We start from the raw sequence: 15,391 nt of genomic DNA, 5'->3' as shown, positions 1-15,391 counted from the left end.
GCTGAGCGGTCAGCGCAACGCGGCGATCTCCGCGACATCCGCGATGGTGTTCGCGGCCGCGGCGTCCATGTCGTCGCGGTACCGCACCACCCGCGCGAATCGCAGCGCCCATCCACCCGGGTACCGCGTCGAACGCTGCAGACCATCGAAAGCCACCTCGACCACCTGCTCGGGCCGCACGTAGACGGTGTAGTCGTCTCGCCGCGTCTCCAACGCGAGGAACCGCTCGGTCTGCCACGCCAGCATCGCGTCGGTCATGCCCTTGAAGGTCTTGCCGAGCATGACCCAGCCACCCCGCCCGTCCCTTGCGCCGAGGTGGATGTTCGACAGCATTCCGCGACGACGCCCGCTGCCCCACTCCACGGCCAGCACCACGAGATCCAGCGTGTGCACCGGCTTCACCTTCAGCCAGGCGCCACCGCGGCGTCCGGCGGCGTAGGTCCCCGACAGCGACTTGACGACGACCCCTTCGTGGCCCTGGGACAGCACGTGCTGGTTGAAGGCCTCGGCGACGAACGGCTGATCGGTGATCGTCCGCTCGATGACGAACCGCACCGGCGCGCGGGCCGCCAGCAGTTCGGCACGTTCGGTCAGCGGCCGATCGATGAGCGGCTCGCCGTCGAGGAACAGCACGTCGAAGAACCGCGGCGTGAGCTCGCCCTCCGGGACCGGCGCGTGCGAGGCCCCTGCGGCGGCCGTCTCCTGGAACGGGCGCGGACGTCCGTCGGTACCCAGAGCGAGGGCTTCCCCGTCCAGAATGACGCTCGTCGCGTCGATCTCCCCCGCCGCCCGCACCACTCCGGGCAAGCGCTCGGTGACGTCGTCCAACGATCGAGTGAACACCCGGACGCCTTCTGCGCTCTTGTGCACCTGAATGCGGATGCCGTCGAGCTTCGCCTCCACCGCCACCGGCTCGCCGCCGAGCTTCGACATGGCCGCCCCCACATCGGACGCCGACGCCGCCAGCATCGGACGCACCGGCCGTCCCACCTGCACGTCGAGGGCCGCGAGCGCGCGCTCGCCGCCCGTCAGCGCCGCGGACGCGATCGCCGTCGTCGATCCGGCCAGCATCGCCGCCCGCCGGACGAGCGCACTGTCGACCCCGGAGGCCACCGCCACCGCCTCGATGAGGACGCCGTCGAGCGCACCCTGTCGCACCTCGCCGGTGATGAGGCGAGCGAGGTAGGCCTGCTCCTCGGCTGTGGCGGATCCGAACAGCGCGCGGACGCCCTCCACCCGCAGCGCTTGGGAACCCGCACCCGACAGGTCCGCGAGCCGCTGCAGGGCCGCGTCCACGTCGCCCACCGTGAGGCTCGGCACGGCGGCCGGCTCGGGCAGCTCACGCAAGGACCTCCACCCCACCCCCGTGCGGCGCTGACGGAGCGAGCCACCCAGGTACGTGGCGGCGATCTCGACCTCGTCGCGGCCGGCCTGCCGCAGGATGTCGGCCAGCACCGCGATCTTCCGCGTTCGTGAACGGATACCGGCGACCTGAAGCGACGCCGCGGCCACCGTGTGGAACAACATGCGGGCCATTCTGCCCCTGGGACAGCCCTCATCGTCGACGCCGCCCGAGTTGGGTCAGCCGCTCGCGCACGATGGCCACGATGCGCTCGCGGACCTCGTTGGCGTCCTCAAGGACTTGCCGTGCCGAGAATCTGACGATCCACCAGCCGATCGAAGCCAGTTGCGTATCCCGATTCCGGTCACGCTCGAACGGTCCCTCCTCGCTGTGGAATGCACGTCCATCGGCCTCAAACCCAAGCTTCAACGGGATCAACGCCGCGTCGACATAGGCGCACCGCCCCGTGTCGCCCAGCCAGACCCGGTGGTTGGCCCGGAATCGGCAGGGCATCCGGACTGATCGCAGAATCTGGTGCAGGGAGCGCTCCGCCTCCGACCATGGTTCGTCGTGCGAATCCTCCAACAGGAAGCGACGCCGCGCGTCGCCGCGCCTCCTGCCGCGACCACGGAACGCCTCCCACAACTGAGCCATCGTGACGACACCGCGACGCAGAGCCTCATCGATCACCTGGCCGCCGAGCTCAGGTATCAACTCGAGCACCGTCGCCGCCACTGACGTGAACCGCAGTCGGTTGACCTCGATGACATCGTCGGGGTCGACGACTCCGCGACGCCACGCGAAGCCCTGCATCGGCGTCACCTTCGTCCGCCGCACCGCCGTGACCGTGCGGCACTCAAGTTCGGGCCACCACGTCAGACGGGCGGCGATGCGCCCGGTGAGCACCGCACCCGGATCGGCCATCTGCACGGCAGCTGCGCGCACCGTCAGATCATCGGCGTGCGCAGCCGCGGCCCAGACACCCGGCAACAACCGTCGGATGTGGCCGCGCCGCCCAGCCCGCGCCACGCGTTGGCGGGCGGCCGGGCCGAGCCGCCGCCCGTCGACGAGCGGCCCGTCACGAAGATCCTCCACACCCACACTATGGGCCTGTCGTTTCACCCCTTGTCAGGGTGCAGTCACCCGTGCCTCACGTCCAGCGTGACAAGCGGCGTGGATGACCCGGTGCACGTCCGCATCCGGAAGCGGAACCCTGGCCGATCCTGACGACCGGCGGGCGCCGTCTCCCACGCGGTCGTTGGTGCACGCGCGGCCACCTGTCACCACGACACCTCAGGAACGCAGCCGGACGCTGACGTCTCGCGGCGGCCCCCGCTTCTCGGGTGTCCTGGTGACAGATGCCCGGCAGCCACGCCACCGAACCAACCGCCTGGCACCGGCCGCCTCCCCGCGCAAGGCACGACGACTCCGGTCGACAGCGGATTCAGGGCGTCGCAGCCGACACGCAGCCCGCACCCCGCCCGGGCCGACGCGTCGCCCTACAGTGGCCCAGTGACGGAACGATCTCGCACCTGGCGGCCGGCGTGGCCCTGCCCCGTGGGCCAGGTGTGGTCGAACTGGCGGCGCGGCAGCGGCGACCCGACGTACCGCATCGACACCGCCGGCAGGCACTGGCGCGGCCTTCGTACCCCAGAGGGCCCGGTGACGCTACGGGTCCAGCCCCTGTCCGACACCGGCCGCATCCACGCCTCCGCCTGGGGCCCCGGCGCACACTGGGCGCTGGAGAACCTCCCCGCCATGCTCGGCGCCCACGACGACCCCACCGGCTTCCGCACCCGGCACACCGCGCTGGCCTCGGCCGCGAAGGCCCGCCCGCACTGGCGCGTCGGACGTGGCGGCTGCGTCATGGACGCCCTCGTCCCCGCGATCATCGAACAGAAAGTCACCGGCCACGAGGCCTTCGGCGGCTTCCGGCGACTCGTCAAGCGCTTCGGCCGGCCGGCCGCCGGTCCCGGCGCCTCCCTCGACCTGTGGATTCAGCCCGACCCGGCCACGTTGCGCCAGATCCCGTCGTGGGCGTGGCTTCAGCTCGGCATCGACGGCGCCCGGTCGGCCGGGATCATCCGAGCCGCGCGCGTGGCCGACTCGTTGGAGCGCACCCTGTCGGTCCCCCTCGACGTGGCGGATCGCCGTCTGCGTTCGCTCCCTGGCGTCGGCATCTGGACCTCCGCCGAAGTCCGTTCGCGCGCCCACGGCGACCCGGACGCCGTCTCCTTCGGCGATTTCCACGTCTCCCGCAACATCGGGTGGGCCCTCATCGGCGTCGAGCTGGACGACGACGGCCTCGACGATCTCCTCCAGCCGTACCGCGGTCACCGCTACCGGGTGCAGCGACTGCTCGAGCTCGCCTCGATCGGCCATCCGCGCCGGGGCCCGCGCATGGCCCCGCGCACCCACCTGCCCGTCCGCTGACCCACCCCTCGACACGCCGACCGCGTCATCCGACCGCCACCGGACGCCGAATCGCCAGGCAGAAGAGCATCGCCAACCCGCACAGCCCGGCCGACCCCAGCCACGCCCAGGTGTACGCGCCTGTCGCATCGCGAATCACGCCGGCCGCCGTCGCGACGACCGCAGCCCCCACCTGGTGGGACGCAAACACCCAGGAGAACACGATCGGACCGTCCTCTCCGAAAATCCGCCGGCACAGCGTCACGGTCGGCGGAACCGTCGCCACCCAGTCCAGCCCGTAGAACACGATGAAGGCCCACATCGGCGGTTGCACGGACGGCCCGAACAGCACCGGCAACACCCCGAGCGAGGCTCCGCGCAGCAGGTAATAGGCGGCCAGCAGATACCGCGCGTCGACCCGGTCGGTCAGCCACCCGGACGCCACCGTCCCCAGCACATCGAACACCCCCACCAGCGCCAGCAGACCGGCCGCGGTGGTGGACGGCATCCCGTGGTCGTGCGCAGCCGGCACGAAGTGAGTCCCGACAAGGCCGTTCGTGGAGGCACCACAGATCGCGAAACTGCCCGCCAGCAACCAGAAGGACCGACGCCGCGCCGCTCGCCCGAGCACCGCAATCGCGCGCGTGGCCACCCCGTGGTGCACGGCCGGCCTCGCCGCCGGCACGCCGGGATCGGCCCCGTAGGCGACGACGCCCACCTCGGCCGGGGAGTTCCTCATGAACGCCAAGACGACCGGCACCATCACGAGCGCTCCCGCCGTCACCACGATGGACGCCGCCCGCCACCCGCTCGCCTGCGTCACCGCCGCGAGCGTCGGAAGGAAGATGAGTTGCCCCGTCGCGGTCCCCGCGGTGAGGACGCCGGTCACCAGCCCCTGCCTCCGGACGAACCAGCGCCCGACGAGCAGTGCCACGAACCCCAGCGCCATCGAACCGGTCCCGAGCCCCACGAGGACGCCCCACAGCAGCACCAGCTGCCAGCTCGCCGACATGAAGACCGTCAGCCCGGCTCCCGCGCCGATGAGCAGCAGCGCCCCCGCCATCACCACCCGGATCCCCAGGCGCTCCATGAGTGCCGCCGCGAAGGGTGCGGTCAACCCGAAGAACAGCAGGTTCACCGAGACCGCCAGCGAGATCATGCCCGTGGACCACCCGAACTCCTGGTGCAGCGGCTGGATCAGCACGCCCGGGGCCGACCGCATGCCGGCAGCCCCGATCAGTGCCAGCAGGGCGACCCCCGCCACGACCCAGGCGGGGTGGAGGCGCCGCCCTCCGGTCCTGGTCATCGTGGCGTCAGTCGGTGCTGACGTGCGCGACGAGCCGCGCGACGAAACGCTCGCAAGCCCCCAACTGCTCGACCGACACGAACTCGTCGGCCTTGTGCGCCTGGGCGATGTCCCCCGGCCCGCACACGACGCTCTCGATGCCGGACGCCGAGAACACGCCCGCCTCGGTCCCGTAGGTCACCTTGTCGCCGCTGACGGCGAGCCCGAGTTCTTCGCCCAGTTCGACCACCCGAGAGTCTTCGGGCATCTCGAGACCGATGGTCGACGACAAGACGTCCACCGCAACGGACGCCTCCTCGTGCTCGGCCTTCATCCGGCGCTCCACGCCAGCGCAGAACCGGCGCAGCGCCTCGATCTCCGCCTGATCGTCCGTCTCCGCGATGGCCCGGAACTCCAGCGTCACCACGCAGGTCGCCGGGACGATGTTCTGAGCGGTCCCGCCCTCGATGCGGTTCACCGAGCCGGTCGTGTAGGGAATCGGGAAGCCCTCGTCGAACGGCCCCTCGTCGCGCCAACGGTCTGCGCGCTCCCGCCAGTACCGGACGACCTCCGCCGCGTACTCGATCGCATTGACCCCGTGACTCGTCAGCGACGAGTGCGAGGCGAGGCCGTCGACGGTCACCCGGATGACGTTGATCGACTTGTGCGCCCGGATCATCCGCATCGAGCTGGGCTCCCCCACGAACCCCACCTCCGGCGCGATCTCCGCCGCCGCGAGGGACCTCATGAACGGCTTGGCACCCTGGCAGCCCACCTCTTCGTCATAGGTGAACCCGAAGTGGATCGGCCGGGCCAACGTGGCCCGAGACGCCGCGCCCATCGCGTCGACGATGACGGCGACGAAACCCTTCATGTCAGCAGCCCCGCGACCGTAGACCTTGCCGTCGCGCTCCGTCAGCGTGAACGGGTCCGACGCCCAGTTCTGCCCGTCGACGGGGACGCAGTCGGTGTGCCCGGAGAGCAGGATTCCGCCGTCGATCGAGCCGGACGCATCCGGCACCGACACGATCATGTTGGCCTTGCTGCCGTCGTCGGTGGGGAAGAGCCGCGGCTCCAGGCCGAGGCTTCGGGCATGGTCGGCGATGAGGTCGATCACAGGGAGATTCGACCCGCGACTCGTGCTGTCGATGGCGACCAGCTTCGTCAGCCAGTCGAGGACGGACGGGGACACGGTTCCGGAGCTCATGAGTCCTACCTATACCTCAGCAGACATCGGCGCCAACCCGCGTCCGACCCGCAGGAACCATCGACGGCGGGCCCGATCCCGACAAAAGCCGACGGCGTCTCCCCATCCGAAGGAAGACCGCTGCCGACCCTCCGGGCCCTCGACCTCCTCCCACTCCCCCACACTCCGCCCCCATGGCAACCAACTTGGCGCCTCCCGCGAGTGTTGCTACCCTCGGACATCAGTTGAAACTTCAACGAAAGGTTCCACGATGTCACCCCTCACTCGTTTCCGCGACGTCGGACTCCTCCTGACGCGAGTCCTCCTCGGCGTGATCCTCATCGCCCACGGCTGGCAGAAGCTGGTCACCAACGGCCTCGAGGCCACCGGCACCATGTTCGCCCAGGCGGGCGTGCCGCTCCCCGGCGTGTCCGCGGGCATCGCCGGCGGTGTCGAGCTTCTCGGCGGCCTCGCGCTGCTGCTGGGCGCGCTCACCCCGCTGGCCGGCCTCGCCGTGACCGCCGTCCTGTTCGGCGCCTTCCTGTTCGTCCACGCCGGCAACGGCATCTTCGCCTCCGAAGGCGGCTGGGAACTGGTGGCGGCCCTCGCCATCGGTGCCGCGCAGCTGGCCTTCGTCGGCCCCGGACGTTTCAGCGTCGACCACGCCATCCTGCGCGCCCGGCGAACCACCCCGGATCACGACTCCTACGACCGCGAGGAGGCCGAGGCCTCCGCACGGTGAGCAAACCGTGACGATCGAGGTCGCTTCGCACCGTCGATCGTCACCGAGACCATGGGGTCGCCCCGCAGTGCGGGCGCGACCCCGCCCCCGCGTGAGAAGAGGGCCCGGCTCCCCCAAGGCCGGGCCCTCGCGCATGTCCGCTCGTAGGCCGGGAAAAAGCCCACCCGATGCCCGCCGACCACGACATCATCGGTGGCGCGGCGCCTCCTGTTATCCGCCGTCGACGACCGAGAAATACAGGTGGGAACGCGGCTGCTTTCCGTGGCTTTCCGCGCTGAGAAGCTGGAAATCGACCCCGCCGCTCCGCATCCCCGAACCGGGCAGCCAGGTGCTGTAGAAGTGCCGCTTCGCGCGCTTCACGGCGGCCGGCCAGGCAATCCCCAACCGAGGGCGAAGCACCAAGTGGGCGAACAGCCCCGGCGGAATCCATGCCTGCTCGAGTTCGGGAAACATGCGCTCGCCGCCCACGAACAGCCGGAATTCTCCTTCGAGCCGGTCGTTCTCCGTCACCACAAATACCCGGCCCTGCTCGAACTCGCCCGGCTCCAGGAACTCACGGTAGAGACCCATCATCCCCGATACATCGCGCCTGACCAGCCGCAAGTCCGAATCGCGCCACAGGCCGAACAGCACCATGCCCTTCATGAGTTCGACGATGTCGATCTCGGGTTCCATCGGCCTCCTCCCGCGATCTCGCTGCCAAAACGTTCGAAAACGCATTCGATCCTGTCACCGGGACGTGAAGATTTCGACTTGGTTCGCTATCAGAGGACTGAGAATCGGCTAAGGAACTCGTCGATCTCGGCCGCGGTGGGCGCGGTTGCCGGACCCCGGCGGGTGACCTTCAAGGCGGCCCCGGCGTTGGCTCGGCGCGCGGCCTCGACCCACCCGAGCCCGGCCGCGACGCCCGCCACCAGGACGCCGGTATGCGCGTCCCCCGCCCCGTTCGTGTCCACCGGACGCTGCGGGAACCCCGCCACCTCCGTCACCTCACCGCCGATCGCGACCGCGCACCCGCGCGGCCCATCACGGACAATCGCCACGCGGCCCGGCCCCTCGCCGTCCCCCAGCATCCTCACCACGGACGCCGCGGCAGCAGCCATGCCCGTCTTGCCCGTCAGCGCGGACGACTCCTCCTGGTTCCCCGTCCACACGCTTGTCAGCCCGCGCATGGTCTCGCGCAGCCGCGCGTCCAGCCCGGCGAAGGCGTCGCCGGGGTCGAGCACGACGCTCACCCCGGACGCCAGCGTCGCGAGCCACTCCAGCAGCGGCTCCCGGGTGGACGCCACCGCGAGCGAGTAGCCCGTCACGCACACGAGGTCGCCCGCGACCGGCTCGGACGCGGCCAGCATCTCGACGGTGAGGCGTCGCTCCGCACCCAACGTCGTCACGAAGGTGCGCTCGGCGGACGGCTCCACCATGACGAAGCAGATCCCCGTGTCCAACTCCTCGACCGGGGCGCTGGCGAGCGTCACGCCCTCCGCCTCCAGCGCCTCGCGAATCAGGTCGCCGTTGCTGCCCCGCCCGTGCGCTCCCGCGTGCACCGTCGAAGCCCCTTGTCGCACGGCCGCCAGCAGAATGTTCACCGCCCCGCCGGCCGCCCGCGCGTAGGACGCCGCCATCTCGTTCGCGCCTCGGCGCGGCAGCCGCCCCACCTCCACGGTCTCGTCGACCAGCGCCTGTCCGGTATGGATCACCCGCCCCATCGCGCACCCCCTCTGAACCGGGGCGCCCGAGACGCCGCCGCACGCAGACCCCAGAAAACCAGCCGCTCCCCCACGGGGCAGGAGACCGGCCCCGGCCAAGAAGGCCGCTCAGCCCACGATCTCCTCGGCGGTCACGGTGAAGTATTGCAGCCAGGGGCCGCCGTAGGTCGTGGCGAACGCCACGTCGAGCGCGTCCCGACCGTGGCCGACCTTCACGCGCCCCTTGCGCCGGCGGTCGTGGCGCGGGTCGAAGGTCCACCAGCCGCCCTCGAGGTACACCTCGACCCAGGCGTGGAAGTCCATGGGCGTCGGGATCGGCGGCACGTCCATGTCGGGCAGGTACCCGGCGCAGTAGCGCGCCGGGATGTTCAGCGCCCGGCACATCGTGATCATCAGGTGCGCGAAGTCGCGGCACACACCGATTCCGGACGTGAACGAATCCAGGGCCGTCCACCGTGAGTGGGACGCGCCGGTGACGTAGGTGAGGTAGTTCTTCGTCCACCCACTGATCGCCTCGACCCGCGCCATGCCCGGCTCGTGCTGCCCGAACAGCTTCCAGGCCTGCCCCGACAGCACGTCCGACGTCACGAACCGGCTCGGCATCGTGAAGACCAGCGCCTCGTCGGGCAGGTCCCCCGGCGCGAGTTCGCGGGCGTCCGGATCCCGCGGATCCTCCGCGTCGGGCACCGCCGCGCGCACCGTGTAGACCACCTCGGTCACCCCGGTCTGCAGCACCAGCCGGTGGCAGAGGTTCCCGTGCAGGTCGTGATACTCGTGCAGGTCGACGCCCTCGCTGACGTCGAGACTCTCCTCGTCGAAGACGATGCGCGGATCCCGCTTCGGGACGAACTGGAAAACGGCCGCCGTGGGCAGTTGCGACGAGTACCGCAGGTGGCAGCCGAGCTGGAGCAGACGGGTGTCCACGTGCCCCCTTTCGAGGTCGGGATGGTGGTCCGGAAAGGGCTCAGCGTAGCCCCTGGTGTCCTACATTTCTTCCGCCGGGATCAAGCGCCGGACGCCCTCGTCCGCGTCGCATCGCAGAGCCCGCTGGGCGAGCTCTTGGCACTGACCGAACGACAGCTCGCGCACCTGGCTTTTGACCGCCGGGACGGTCGGCCCCGTCACCGACAGCTCGTCCACGCCCAGCCCGACCAGCACCGGCACGGCCTGCGGATCGGCCCCCAGCCCCCCGCAGATGCCCACCCACCGGTCGCGCTCGTGGGCCGCGCGGACGGCGTCCGCGATGAGCCGCAGGACCGCCGGGTCCAACCCGTCGACCTGGGGGGCCAGCTTGGGGTGCCCACGATCCATCGCGAGGGTGTACTGCGTGAGGTCGTTCGTGCCGATCGAGAAGAAGTCGGCCTCCTCGGCGAACCGGTCGGCGAGGAGGGCGACCGACGGCACCTCGACCATGATCCCGATCGGCACAGGCGATGCCCCCAGCGAGCGGCGCTCCCCCTCGACGAGTTCGCGGGCGCGCCGGAAGTCGCGCAGGGTGGCGATCATCGGGAACATCATCCGCAGCCGCGCTCCCGCGGACGCCGCCCGCAGGATCGCCCGCACCTGAGTCCGCAGGATCTCGGGCCGGGCGAGGCCCACCCGGATGCCGCGCTCGCCGAGGGACGGATTCTCCTCCCGCGGCATCGGGAGGTAGGGCAGTCGCTTGTCGCCGCCGACGTCGAGGGTCCGGATCACGAGCGGCTGCCCCGGGTCCAGCGTGCCTGCGACCTCGGCGTAGAGCGCGGCCTGCTCGTCTTCGCCGGGGGCGGTGGGGCGTCCGAAGAAGAGAAACTCCGACCGCAGCAGACCGACGCCGTCGGCGCCGTGCGCCGCGGCGTCCCGAGCGTCCTGGGGGCTGCCGATGTTGGCGACGACGCCGACGCGGTGTCCGTCGGTGGTCAGGGCGGGCTCGAACGCCTCGGCGAGCTCGCGCTCGCGGCGCTCGGCGAGCCGGCGTCGGCGCTCGGTGACGCGGACGCGCTCGTCGGGCGAGGGGTCGATGCGGACGACGCCGCGGAAGCCGTCCAGGATCGCCGGTGTCCCCTCGGGCAGGTCGAGCACGCGCGGGTCGATCCCCGCGATCGACGGGATGTCGAGCGAGCGCGCCAGCATCGCCACGTGCGAGGAGGACCCGCCCTTGGTGGTCGCGAAGCCCGCGACCCGCGTCCGGTCGAGGGACGCCGCGTCGGACGGGGTCAGGTCCTCGGCCACCAGGATCGCCCCGAGGGGCAGGTCCTGGCGCCCCATGCGGTGGCCGGTCAACTCGCGCAGGACGCGGAGCCCGGCGTCCCGGACGTCGGCGGCCCGGCTCGCCAGCACCGGATTCGGCCGCCCCGCGAGCCGGTCGGCGTAGGCCTCGTAGGCGGCCCGCCAGGCGAAGGGCGCCGAGCGTCCCGCGTCGATGGCGCTCGTCGCGAGATCGAGCAGCTCGGGGTCGGACAGAAACTCAGCATGGGCGGCGACGATGCCGGCGTGACCGGCGTCGGTCTGCTCGGCGAGCGAGTCGGCGAGGGCGCGCAGGTGCAGGTCGGCGCGGTCGAGGGCGGCGTTCAGCAGCCGGCGCTCTTCATGCTTGTCGGACGCGTCGGCCGGCACGGCCACGTCGTCGCGACGCACCTGGACGATCGTCCCCTCGGCGACGCCCGGCGACGCCGGGACGCCCGCGAAGACCCCCGCCTCGAGCGGGGCCGGCACCCCGTCACCGTCCGGGACGCCCACGCCCTCCACCGCGGACGCCTCCCCGGCGCCCTCCCCCAGCCCCTCGGCGAGCGCGCCGGCCAGGTGCGCCACCGCGTCCGCGGCGTCGGGGCCGTGCGCGGAGACGACGACCTTGTCGCCGCCCCCGACGGCCAGCGCCAGGATCGCGGTCAGCGACTTCGCATTCGCCGACTCGCCCTCGTGCTGCAGCAGGATCTTGCTCTCGAACCGCTTCGCCAGCGCGGCCAGCAGGGCCGCGGGCCGGGCGTGCAGGCCGGCGGGGTTCGGGACGAGGATCGACTCCGAGACCGCCGCCCGCCGGGACGCCCCGGCCTCCGGACGCCGCTCGCGCACGGCCAGCACCAGCTCGGCCGCTACGTCGCGTCCCTCCCGGACGGTGCCGGTGTGCGGGATGACCTGGGTGACGAGATCCATCGTCGGGACGACCATCTGCGTCAGCAGGCTGCGGGCCGCCGACGCGACGCGGTCGAGGTCGAACTCGAGCAGCAGATCCCCGGCGCGCACCCGGTCGCCGAGGGCGACGTGCGGCGTGAAACCCCGGCCGAGCAGAGAGACCGTGTCGAGGCCGACGTGCAGCAGCACCTCCACCCCGGACGCATGCGTGATCGTCACCGCGTGATGCGAGGCGTGCACCTGGGTCACCTCGCCGTCGCACGGCGCCACCAGGCGGCCGCCGAGCGGGTCGAGCGACACCCCGTCGCCCACCATGTGCCGGGCGAACACCGGGTCGGGCACACGCTCCAGCGGCACGAGCACGCCGGTCACGGGGGCCCTGAGGGTGAGGCGGCTGCCGTCGGGCATCGGGCGTCCTCCTCAGCGTGCCGGGCGGGCGTCCCCGCGCCTCGGGAGCCCGACACTAGCGGGTTTCGCCCACCCGGACAGCCGGACGCGAAGATCGCCGGGGACGGCGTCCGGCACCCCGTCCCGGGCGGCCCGCCGCACTCGGTAACACCCGTCGGCACCAGGGGTATCCGCCGTCTCAACCGGCCCGGACCCGCCGGCGGACGGCCTACGCTGGCCTCCTCGGAGGGTTTGGCCCTCCCAAGGGGGGATTTCACATGAGCGCGCGTGTGCACGCGAGCGCCGACGTCGACGAAACCGCCGTCCTGGGGGACGGGGTCGCCGTCTGGCACCTCGCGCAGGTCCGCGGCGGGGCTGTGCTGGGCGACGGCTGCATCGTGGGGCGGGGGGCCTACGTCGGGACGGGCGTCCGCATGGGACGCCACTGCAAGCTGCAGAATTACGCCCTTGTCTACGAGCCCGCCGAGCTGGCCGACGGGGTCTTCGTCGGGCCGGCTGCGGTCTTCACCAACGACCTCCACCCGCGCTCGATCACGCCCGACGGGCAGCTCAAGCGCGGCGACGACTGGGACGCCGTGGGCGTCACCTGCCGCGAGGGGGCGTCCGTGGGGGCGCGGGCGGTGTGCGTGGCGCCCGTCACGATCGGGCGGTGGGCGATGGTGGCCGCCGGGGCGGTCGTGGTGCGCGACGTGCCCGACTTCGCGCTCGTCGCCGGCACTCCGGCCCGGCAGATCGGCTGGGTCGGGCGCGCGGGCGTCCGGCTGGAGCGCGCGGACGACGGCGCCTGGGTCTGCCCCGAGACCGGCGCCCGCTACACCGAGACCGACGGAACCCTGCAGGAGGGGCAGTGACCGACTTCATCCCACCGGCGAAACCGCTCATCGGCGACGAGGAGGTGGCGGCTGTCGAGCGCGTCCTGCGCTCGGGCATGCTCGCGCAGGGCACCGAGGTCGCCGACTTCGAGCGCGAGTTCGCCGAGACCTTCGAGCTGGGGCGCGGGTGCGTCGCCGTGAACTCCGGGACGTCGGGGCTGCACCTGGGCCTGCTGGCCGCCGGGGTGGGGCCGGGGGACGAGGTCGTCGTCCCGAGCTTCACCTTCGCGGCGACGGCGAACGCGGTCGCGCTCACCGGGGCGACGCCGGTCTTCGCCGACATCGATCCCGCGACGTTCTGTCTCGACCCGGCGTCCGCGGAGGCGGCGATCACCGACCGCACCAAGGGCGTCCTGCCGGTACACCTCTACGGCCATCCGGCCGCGATGCCCGCGTTCGCGGCGCTCGCGGAGCGCCGCGGCGTCCAGGTGTTCGAGGACGCCGCGCAGGCGCACGGCGCGACGCTCGGCGGGCGTCCGGTAGGCACGTGGGGACGCTTCGGCATGTTCTCGCTGTACCCGACGAAGAACATGACGTCGGGCGAGGGCGGGATGGTCGCGTGCGCGGACGCCGACACGGTCCGGACGGTCCAGCTCCTGCGCAACCAGGGCATGCTGCAGCAGTACCACAACGAGCTGGTGGGCCTGAACAACCGGATGACGAACATCCACGCGGCGATCGGGCGCGTCCAGCTCACGAAGGTGCTCGCCTGGAACGAGCGGCGGCGCGAGAATGCGGCGTTCCTGTCGGCGAACCTGGCGGGCGTCCGGACGCCCGCCGTGGCCGAGGGCGCGGTGCACGTCTTCCACCAGTACACGGTGCGCGTCCCGGACGACCGCGACGGCTTCGCCGCCGCGCTGAAGAGCGAGTACGCGATCGGGTCAGGGGCGTTCTACCCGGTGCCGGTTCACCGGCTCGCACCCTTCGCCTCCGCGGACGCCGACCTGCCCCAGACGGACGCCGCGGCCGCGCAATGCCTGTCGCTGCCGGTGCATCCGAGCGTCGGTCCGGCGGAGTTGGAGCGTATTGTGACGGCCGTGAACGCCCTGGCACGGGCGGGCGGCTGACGCGCGCGGCGTTCCCGCCGCCGATCGGACTATCTTGAGCAACACCAACGGATCTAGGGGGAGAACCGCATGGTGCCCAACGCAGGCGACTCTTTGAGCGACGCGTCCGGCGAGAGGCTGCTGGGGTCATTCGTGATCCCGTGTTTCCGGGAGGAGGCGACCGTCGCGCGCACGATCGCGGCGCTGGACGAGCTCGCCCGCAGCAAGCCCGAACTCGACTGGGAGATCATCGTCATCGACGACGGCTCCGACGACGACACGGCCGGCGAGGCGACGCGGGCGGCGTCCGGCATCGGGACGCCGGTCCGGCTGTTGCGCCACCGGCGCAACGCCGGCCTGGGCGCGGGCATGCGGACGGGCATCCAGGCGTCTCGGGGCGACGTCGTGATCGCGGTGGACTGCGACCTCAGCTACAGCGTCGGCGACATCGAGCGGCTCATCGACACGTGGCTGGTGAGCCACCCGCACATCGTGATCGCGTCGCCGTACATGGAGGGCGGGGCGACCGAGCGCGTTCCGCACGCGCTGGAGGTGCGCAGCCGGGCGGCGAACCGGTTCCTGAACTTCGCGGCCTACCACGACGTCAAGACGCTGACCGGCATGGTGCGGGCGTACGACGGGCCGTTCATCCGGTCGCTGTCGCTGAAGGCCGAGGGCGCGGACGTCATGGTCGAGATCATCTACAAGGCCCAGATTCTGCGGGCGCGCATCGAGGAGGTCCCGGCGACGCTGTCGTGGGCCGGCCTCGAGACACGCGTGGCGCGCGGCTCGCTGACCTCCACGACGAGCCGGCTCACGACCTACCGGCAGCTCATCAACGGCTACCTGTGGCGGGCCTATTGGGTGCCGCTGGTCCCGGGGCTGTTCTTCGGGCTGATCGCGGTCGTCCTGACGCTGACGGGGCATCTCGGCTGGAACGGCGTCGCCGTCGCGTCGGCGGTGCTGTGCGTGTCGCTGCTGGTCATGTCGCTGATGAGCCTCCAGGCGAAGCGGTACTTCGAGGAGTTGTACAACCTCGGCTTCGGCCTGAAGCGCGTCGCCGGCGTCGAGCCGGTGCGGACGCCGATCGTCACGCACCGCGTCCCGCAGCCCGCGCGCGTCCGGCGCGACGACGAGGCGACCGGCGCCAAACAGGGCAACCTCTCACTGGACGCCGAGTGGGTCGATCCGGACGCCGCGGGCGCCGGATCGGACGACGTCACCCCCGCGGCCCACCGCTCCGAGGGGGACGCCGACTAGGGACGCGCACCGGCGTCCGGC

13 protein-coding genes are annotated in these 15,391 nt (G+C 71.8%); 5 read left to right on the top strand and 8 right to left on the bottom strand.

Features of this window, described 5'->3' with window-relative positions; translation table 11 throughout:
- Nucleotides 1-9: 9 nt before the first annotated feature.
- Nucleotides 10-1,527, bottom strand: a complete 1,518-nt coding sequence (locus WMJ97_RS03325) for an ATP-dependent DNA ligase (RefSeq protein ID WP_347347543.1) — start codon at nt 1,525-1,527, stop codon at nt 10-12.
- Between the two features lie 28 nt (nt 1,528-1,555).
- The gene (locus WMJ97_RS03320) at nt 1,556-2,437 is read right to left on the bottom strand and encodes a DUF559 domain-containing protein (protein WP_347347542.1); all 882 of its coding nucleotides are present in this window, start codon (nt 2,435-2,437) and stop codon (nt 1,556-1,558) included.
- A 417-nt stretch (nt 2,438-2,854) separates the two neighbouring features.
- Here WMJ97_RS03320 and WMJ97_RS03315 point away from each other — a divergent pair, with 417 nt between their 5' ends.
- Nucleotides 2,855-3,775 carry a DNA-3-methyladenine glycosylase 2 family protein gene (locus WMJ97_RS03315; RefSeq protein ID WP_347347541.1) on the top strand — a complete coding sequence of 307 codons (921 nt, stop codon included), beginning with the start codon at nt 2,855-2,857 and terminating at the stop codon, nt 3,773-3,775.
- A 25-nt stretch (nt 3,776-3,800) separates the two neighbouring features.
- Here WMJ97_RS03315 and WMJ97_RS03310 read toward each other — a convergent pair whose 3' ends face one another.
- Nucleotides 3,801-5,060, bottom strand: coding sequence for an MFS transporter (locus WMJ97_RS03310; protein WP_347347540.1), 1,260 nt, complete (start codon nt 5,058-5,060; stop codon nt 3,801-3,803).
- Between the two features lie 7 nt (nt 5,061-5,067).
- Nucleotides 5,068-6,246 carry an acetylornithine deacetylase gene (gene argE / locus WMJ97_RS03305; RefSeq protein WP_347347539.1) on the bottom strand — a complete coding sequence of 393 codons (1,179 nt, stop codon included), beginning with the start codon at nt 6,244-6,246 and terminating at the stop codon, nt 5,068-5,070.
- Nucleotides 6,247-6,496: 250 nt separating this feature from the next.
- On the opposite strand from argE, the gene WMJ97_RS03300 reads away from it, so the two are divergent.
- Nucleotides 6,497-6,967: a DoxX family protein gene (locus WMJ97_RS03300; protein ID WP_347347538.1), complete on the top strand. Its 471-nt coding sequence runs from the start codon at nt 6,497-6,499 to the stop codon at nt 6,965-6,967.
- Between the two features lie 210 nt (nt 6,968-7,177).
- Here the strand turns inward: WMJ97_RS03300 and WMJ97_RS03295 are convergent, their stop codons facing one another.
- From WMJ97_RS03295 to ptsP, 4 genes are all read right to left on the bottom strand, one after another.
- Nucleotides 7,178-7,642, bottom strand: coding sequence for a hypothetical protein (locus WMJ97_RS03295; protein ID WP_347347537.1), 465 nt, complete (start codon nt 7,640-7,642; stop codon nt 7,178-7,180).
- Nucleotides 7,643-7,731: 89 nt separating this feature from the next.
- Entirely contained in the window at nt 7,732-8,673 is a 942-nt protein-coding gene (locus WMJ97_RS03290) for a PfkB family carbohydrate kinase (protein ID WP_347347536.1), read from the bottom strand.
- Nucleotides 8,674-8,781: 108 nt separating this feature from the next.
- The gene (locus WMJ97_RS03285; protein ID WP_347347535.1) at nt 8,782-9,597 is read right to left on the bottom strand and encodes a transglutaminase family protein; all 816 of its coding nucleotides are present in this window, start codon (nt 9,595-9,597) and stop codon (nt 8,782-8,784) included.
- Between the two features lie 60 nt (nt 9,598-9,657).
- A complete protein-coding gene (ptsP, locus tag WMJ97_RS03280) occupies nt 9,658-12,192 on the bottom strand; it encodes a phosphoenolpyruvate--protein phosphotransferase (RefSeq protein ID WP_347347534.1) in 2,535 nt (844 codons plus the stop codon).
- 257 nt (nt 12,193-12,449) lie between these two features.
- Between ptsP and WMJ97_RS03275 the strand changes: the two genes are divergently transcribed.
- From WMJ97_RS03275 to WMJ97_RS03265, 3 genes are all read left to right on the top strand, one after another.
- Nucleotides 12,450-13,043, top strand: coding sequence for an acyltransferase (locus WMJ97_RS03275; RefSeq protein ID WP_347347533.1), 594 nt, complete (start codon nt 12,450-12,452; stop codon nt 13,041-13,043).
- Nucleotides 13,040-14,131, top strand: a complete 1,092-nt coding sequence (locus WMJ97_RS03270) for a DegT/DnrJ/EryC1/StrS family aminotransferase (RefSeq protein ID WP_347347532.1) — start codon at nt 13,040-13,042, stop codon at nt 14,129-14,131. Before WMJ97_RS03275 ends, WMJ97_RS03270 begins: the two co-directional genes overlap by 4 nt.
- Nucleotides 14,132-14,200: 69 nt before the next feature.
- Nucleotides 14,201-15,370 carry a glycosyltransferase gene (locus WMJ97_RS03265; RefSeq protein WP_347347531.1) on the top strand — a complete coding sequence of 390 codons (1,170 nt, stop codon included), beginning with the start codon at nt 14,201-14,203 and terminating at the stop codon, nt 15,368-15,370.
- The last annotated feature ends 21 nt before the right edge of the window (nt 15,371-15,391 follow it).

Source organism: Nigerium sp., assembly GCF_039811905.1.
Lineage (GTDB): Bacteria > Actinomycetota > Actinomycetes > Propionibacteriales > Propionibacteriaceae > Propioniciclava.
Note: the sequence above shows the minus strand (reverse complement) of the source record. Positions and strands in the feature narration are given on the sequence as shown.

What these genes read in the sequence shown, in the direction of transcription:
- WMJ97_RS03325 (WP_347347543.1), bottom strand. Translation starts at nt 1,527, where the DNA reads ATGTTGTTCCACACGGTGGCCGCGGCGTCGCTTCAGGTCGCCGGTATC.
- WMJ97_RS03310 (WP_347347540.1), bottom strand. Translation starts at nt 5,060, where the DNA reads ATGACCAGGACCGGAGGGCGGCGCCTCCACCCCGCCTGGGTCGTGGCG.
- argE (WP_347347539.1), bottom strand. Translation starts at nt 6,246, where the DNA reads ATGAGCTCCGGAACCGTGTCCCCGTCCGTCCTCGACTGGCTGACGAAG.
- WMJ97_RS03300 (WP_347347538.1), top strand. Translation starts at nt 6,497, where the DNA reads ATGTCACCCCTCACTCGTTTCCGCGACGTCGGACTCCTCCTGACGCGA.
- WMJ97_RS03295 (WP_347347537.1), bottom strand. Translation starts at nt 7,642, where the DNA reads ATGGAACCCGAGATCGACATCGTCGAACTCATGAAGGGCATGGTGCTG.
- WMJ97_RS03290 (WP_347347536.1), bottom strand. Translation starts at nt 8,673, where the DNA reads ATGGGGCGGGTGATCCATACCGGACAGGCGCTGGTCGACGAGACCGTG.
- ptsP (WP_347347534.1), bottom strand. Translation starts at nt 12,192, where the DNA reads ATGCCCGACGGCAGCCGCCTCACCCTCAGGGCCCCCGTGACCGGCGTG.
- WMJ97_RS03275 (WP_347347533.1), top strand. Translation starts at nt 12,450, where the DNA reads ATGAGCGCGCGTGTGCACGCGAGCGCCGACGTCGACGAAACCGCCGTC.
- WMJ97_RS03265 (WP_347347531.1), top strand. Translation starts at nt 14,201, where the DNA reads ATGGTGCCCAACGCAGGCGACTCTTTGAGCGACGCGTCCGGCGAGAGG.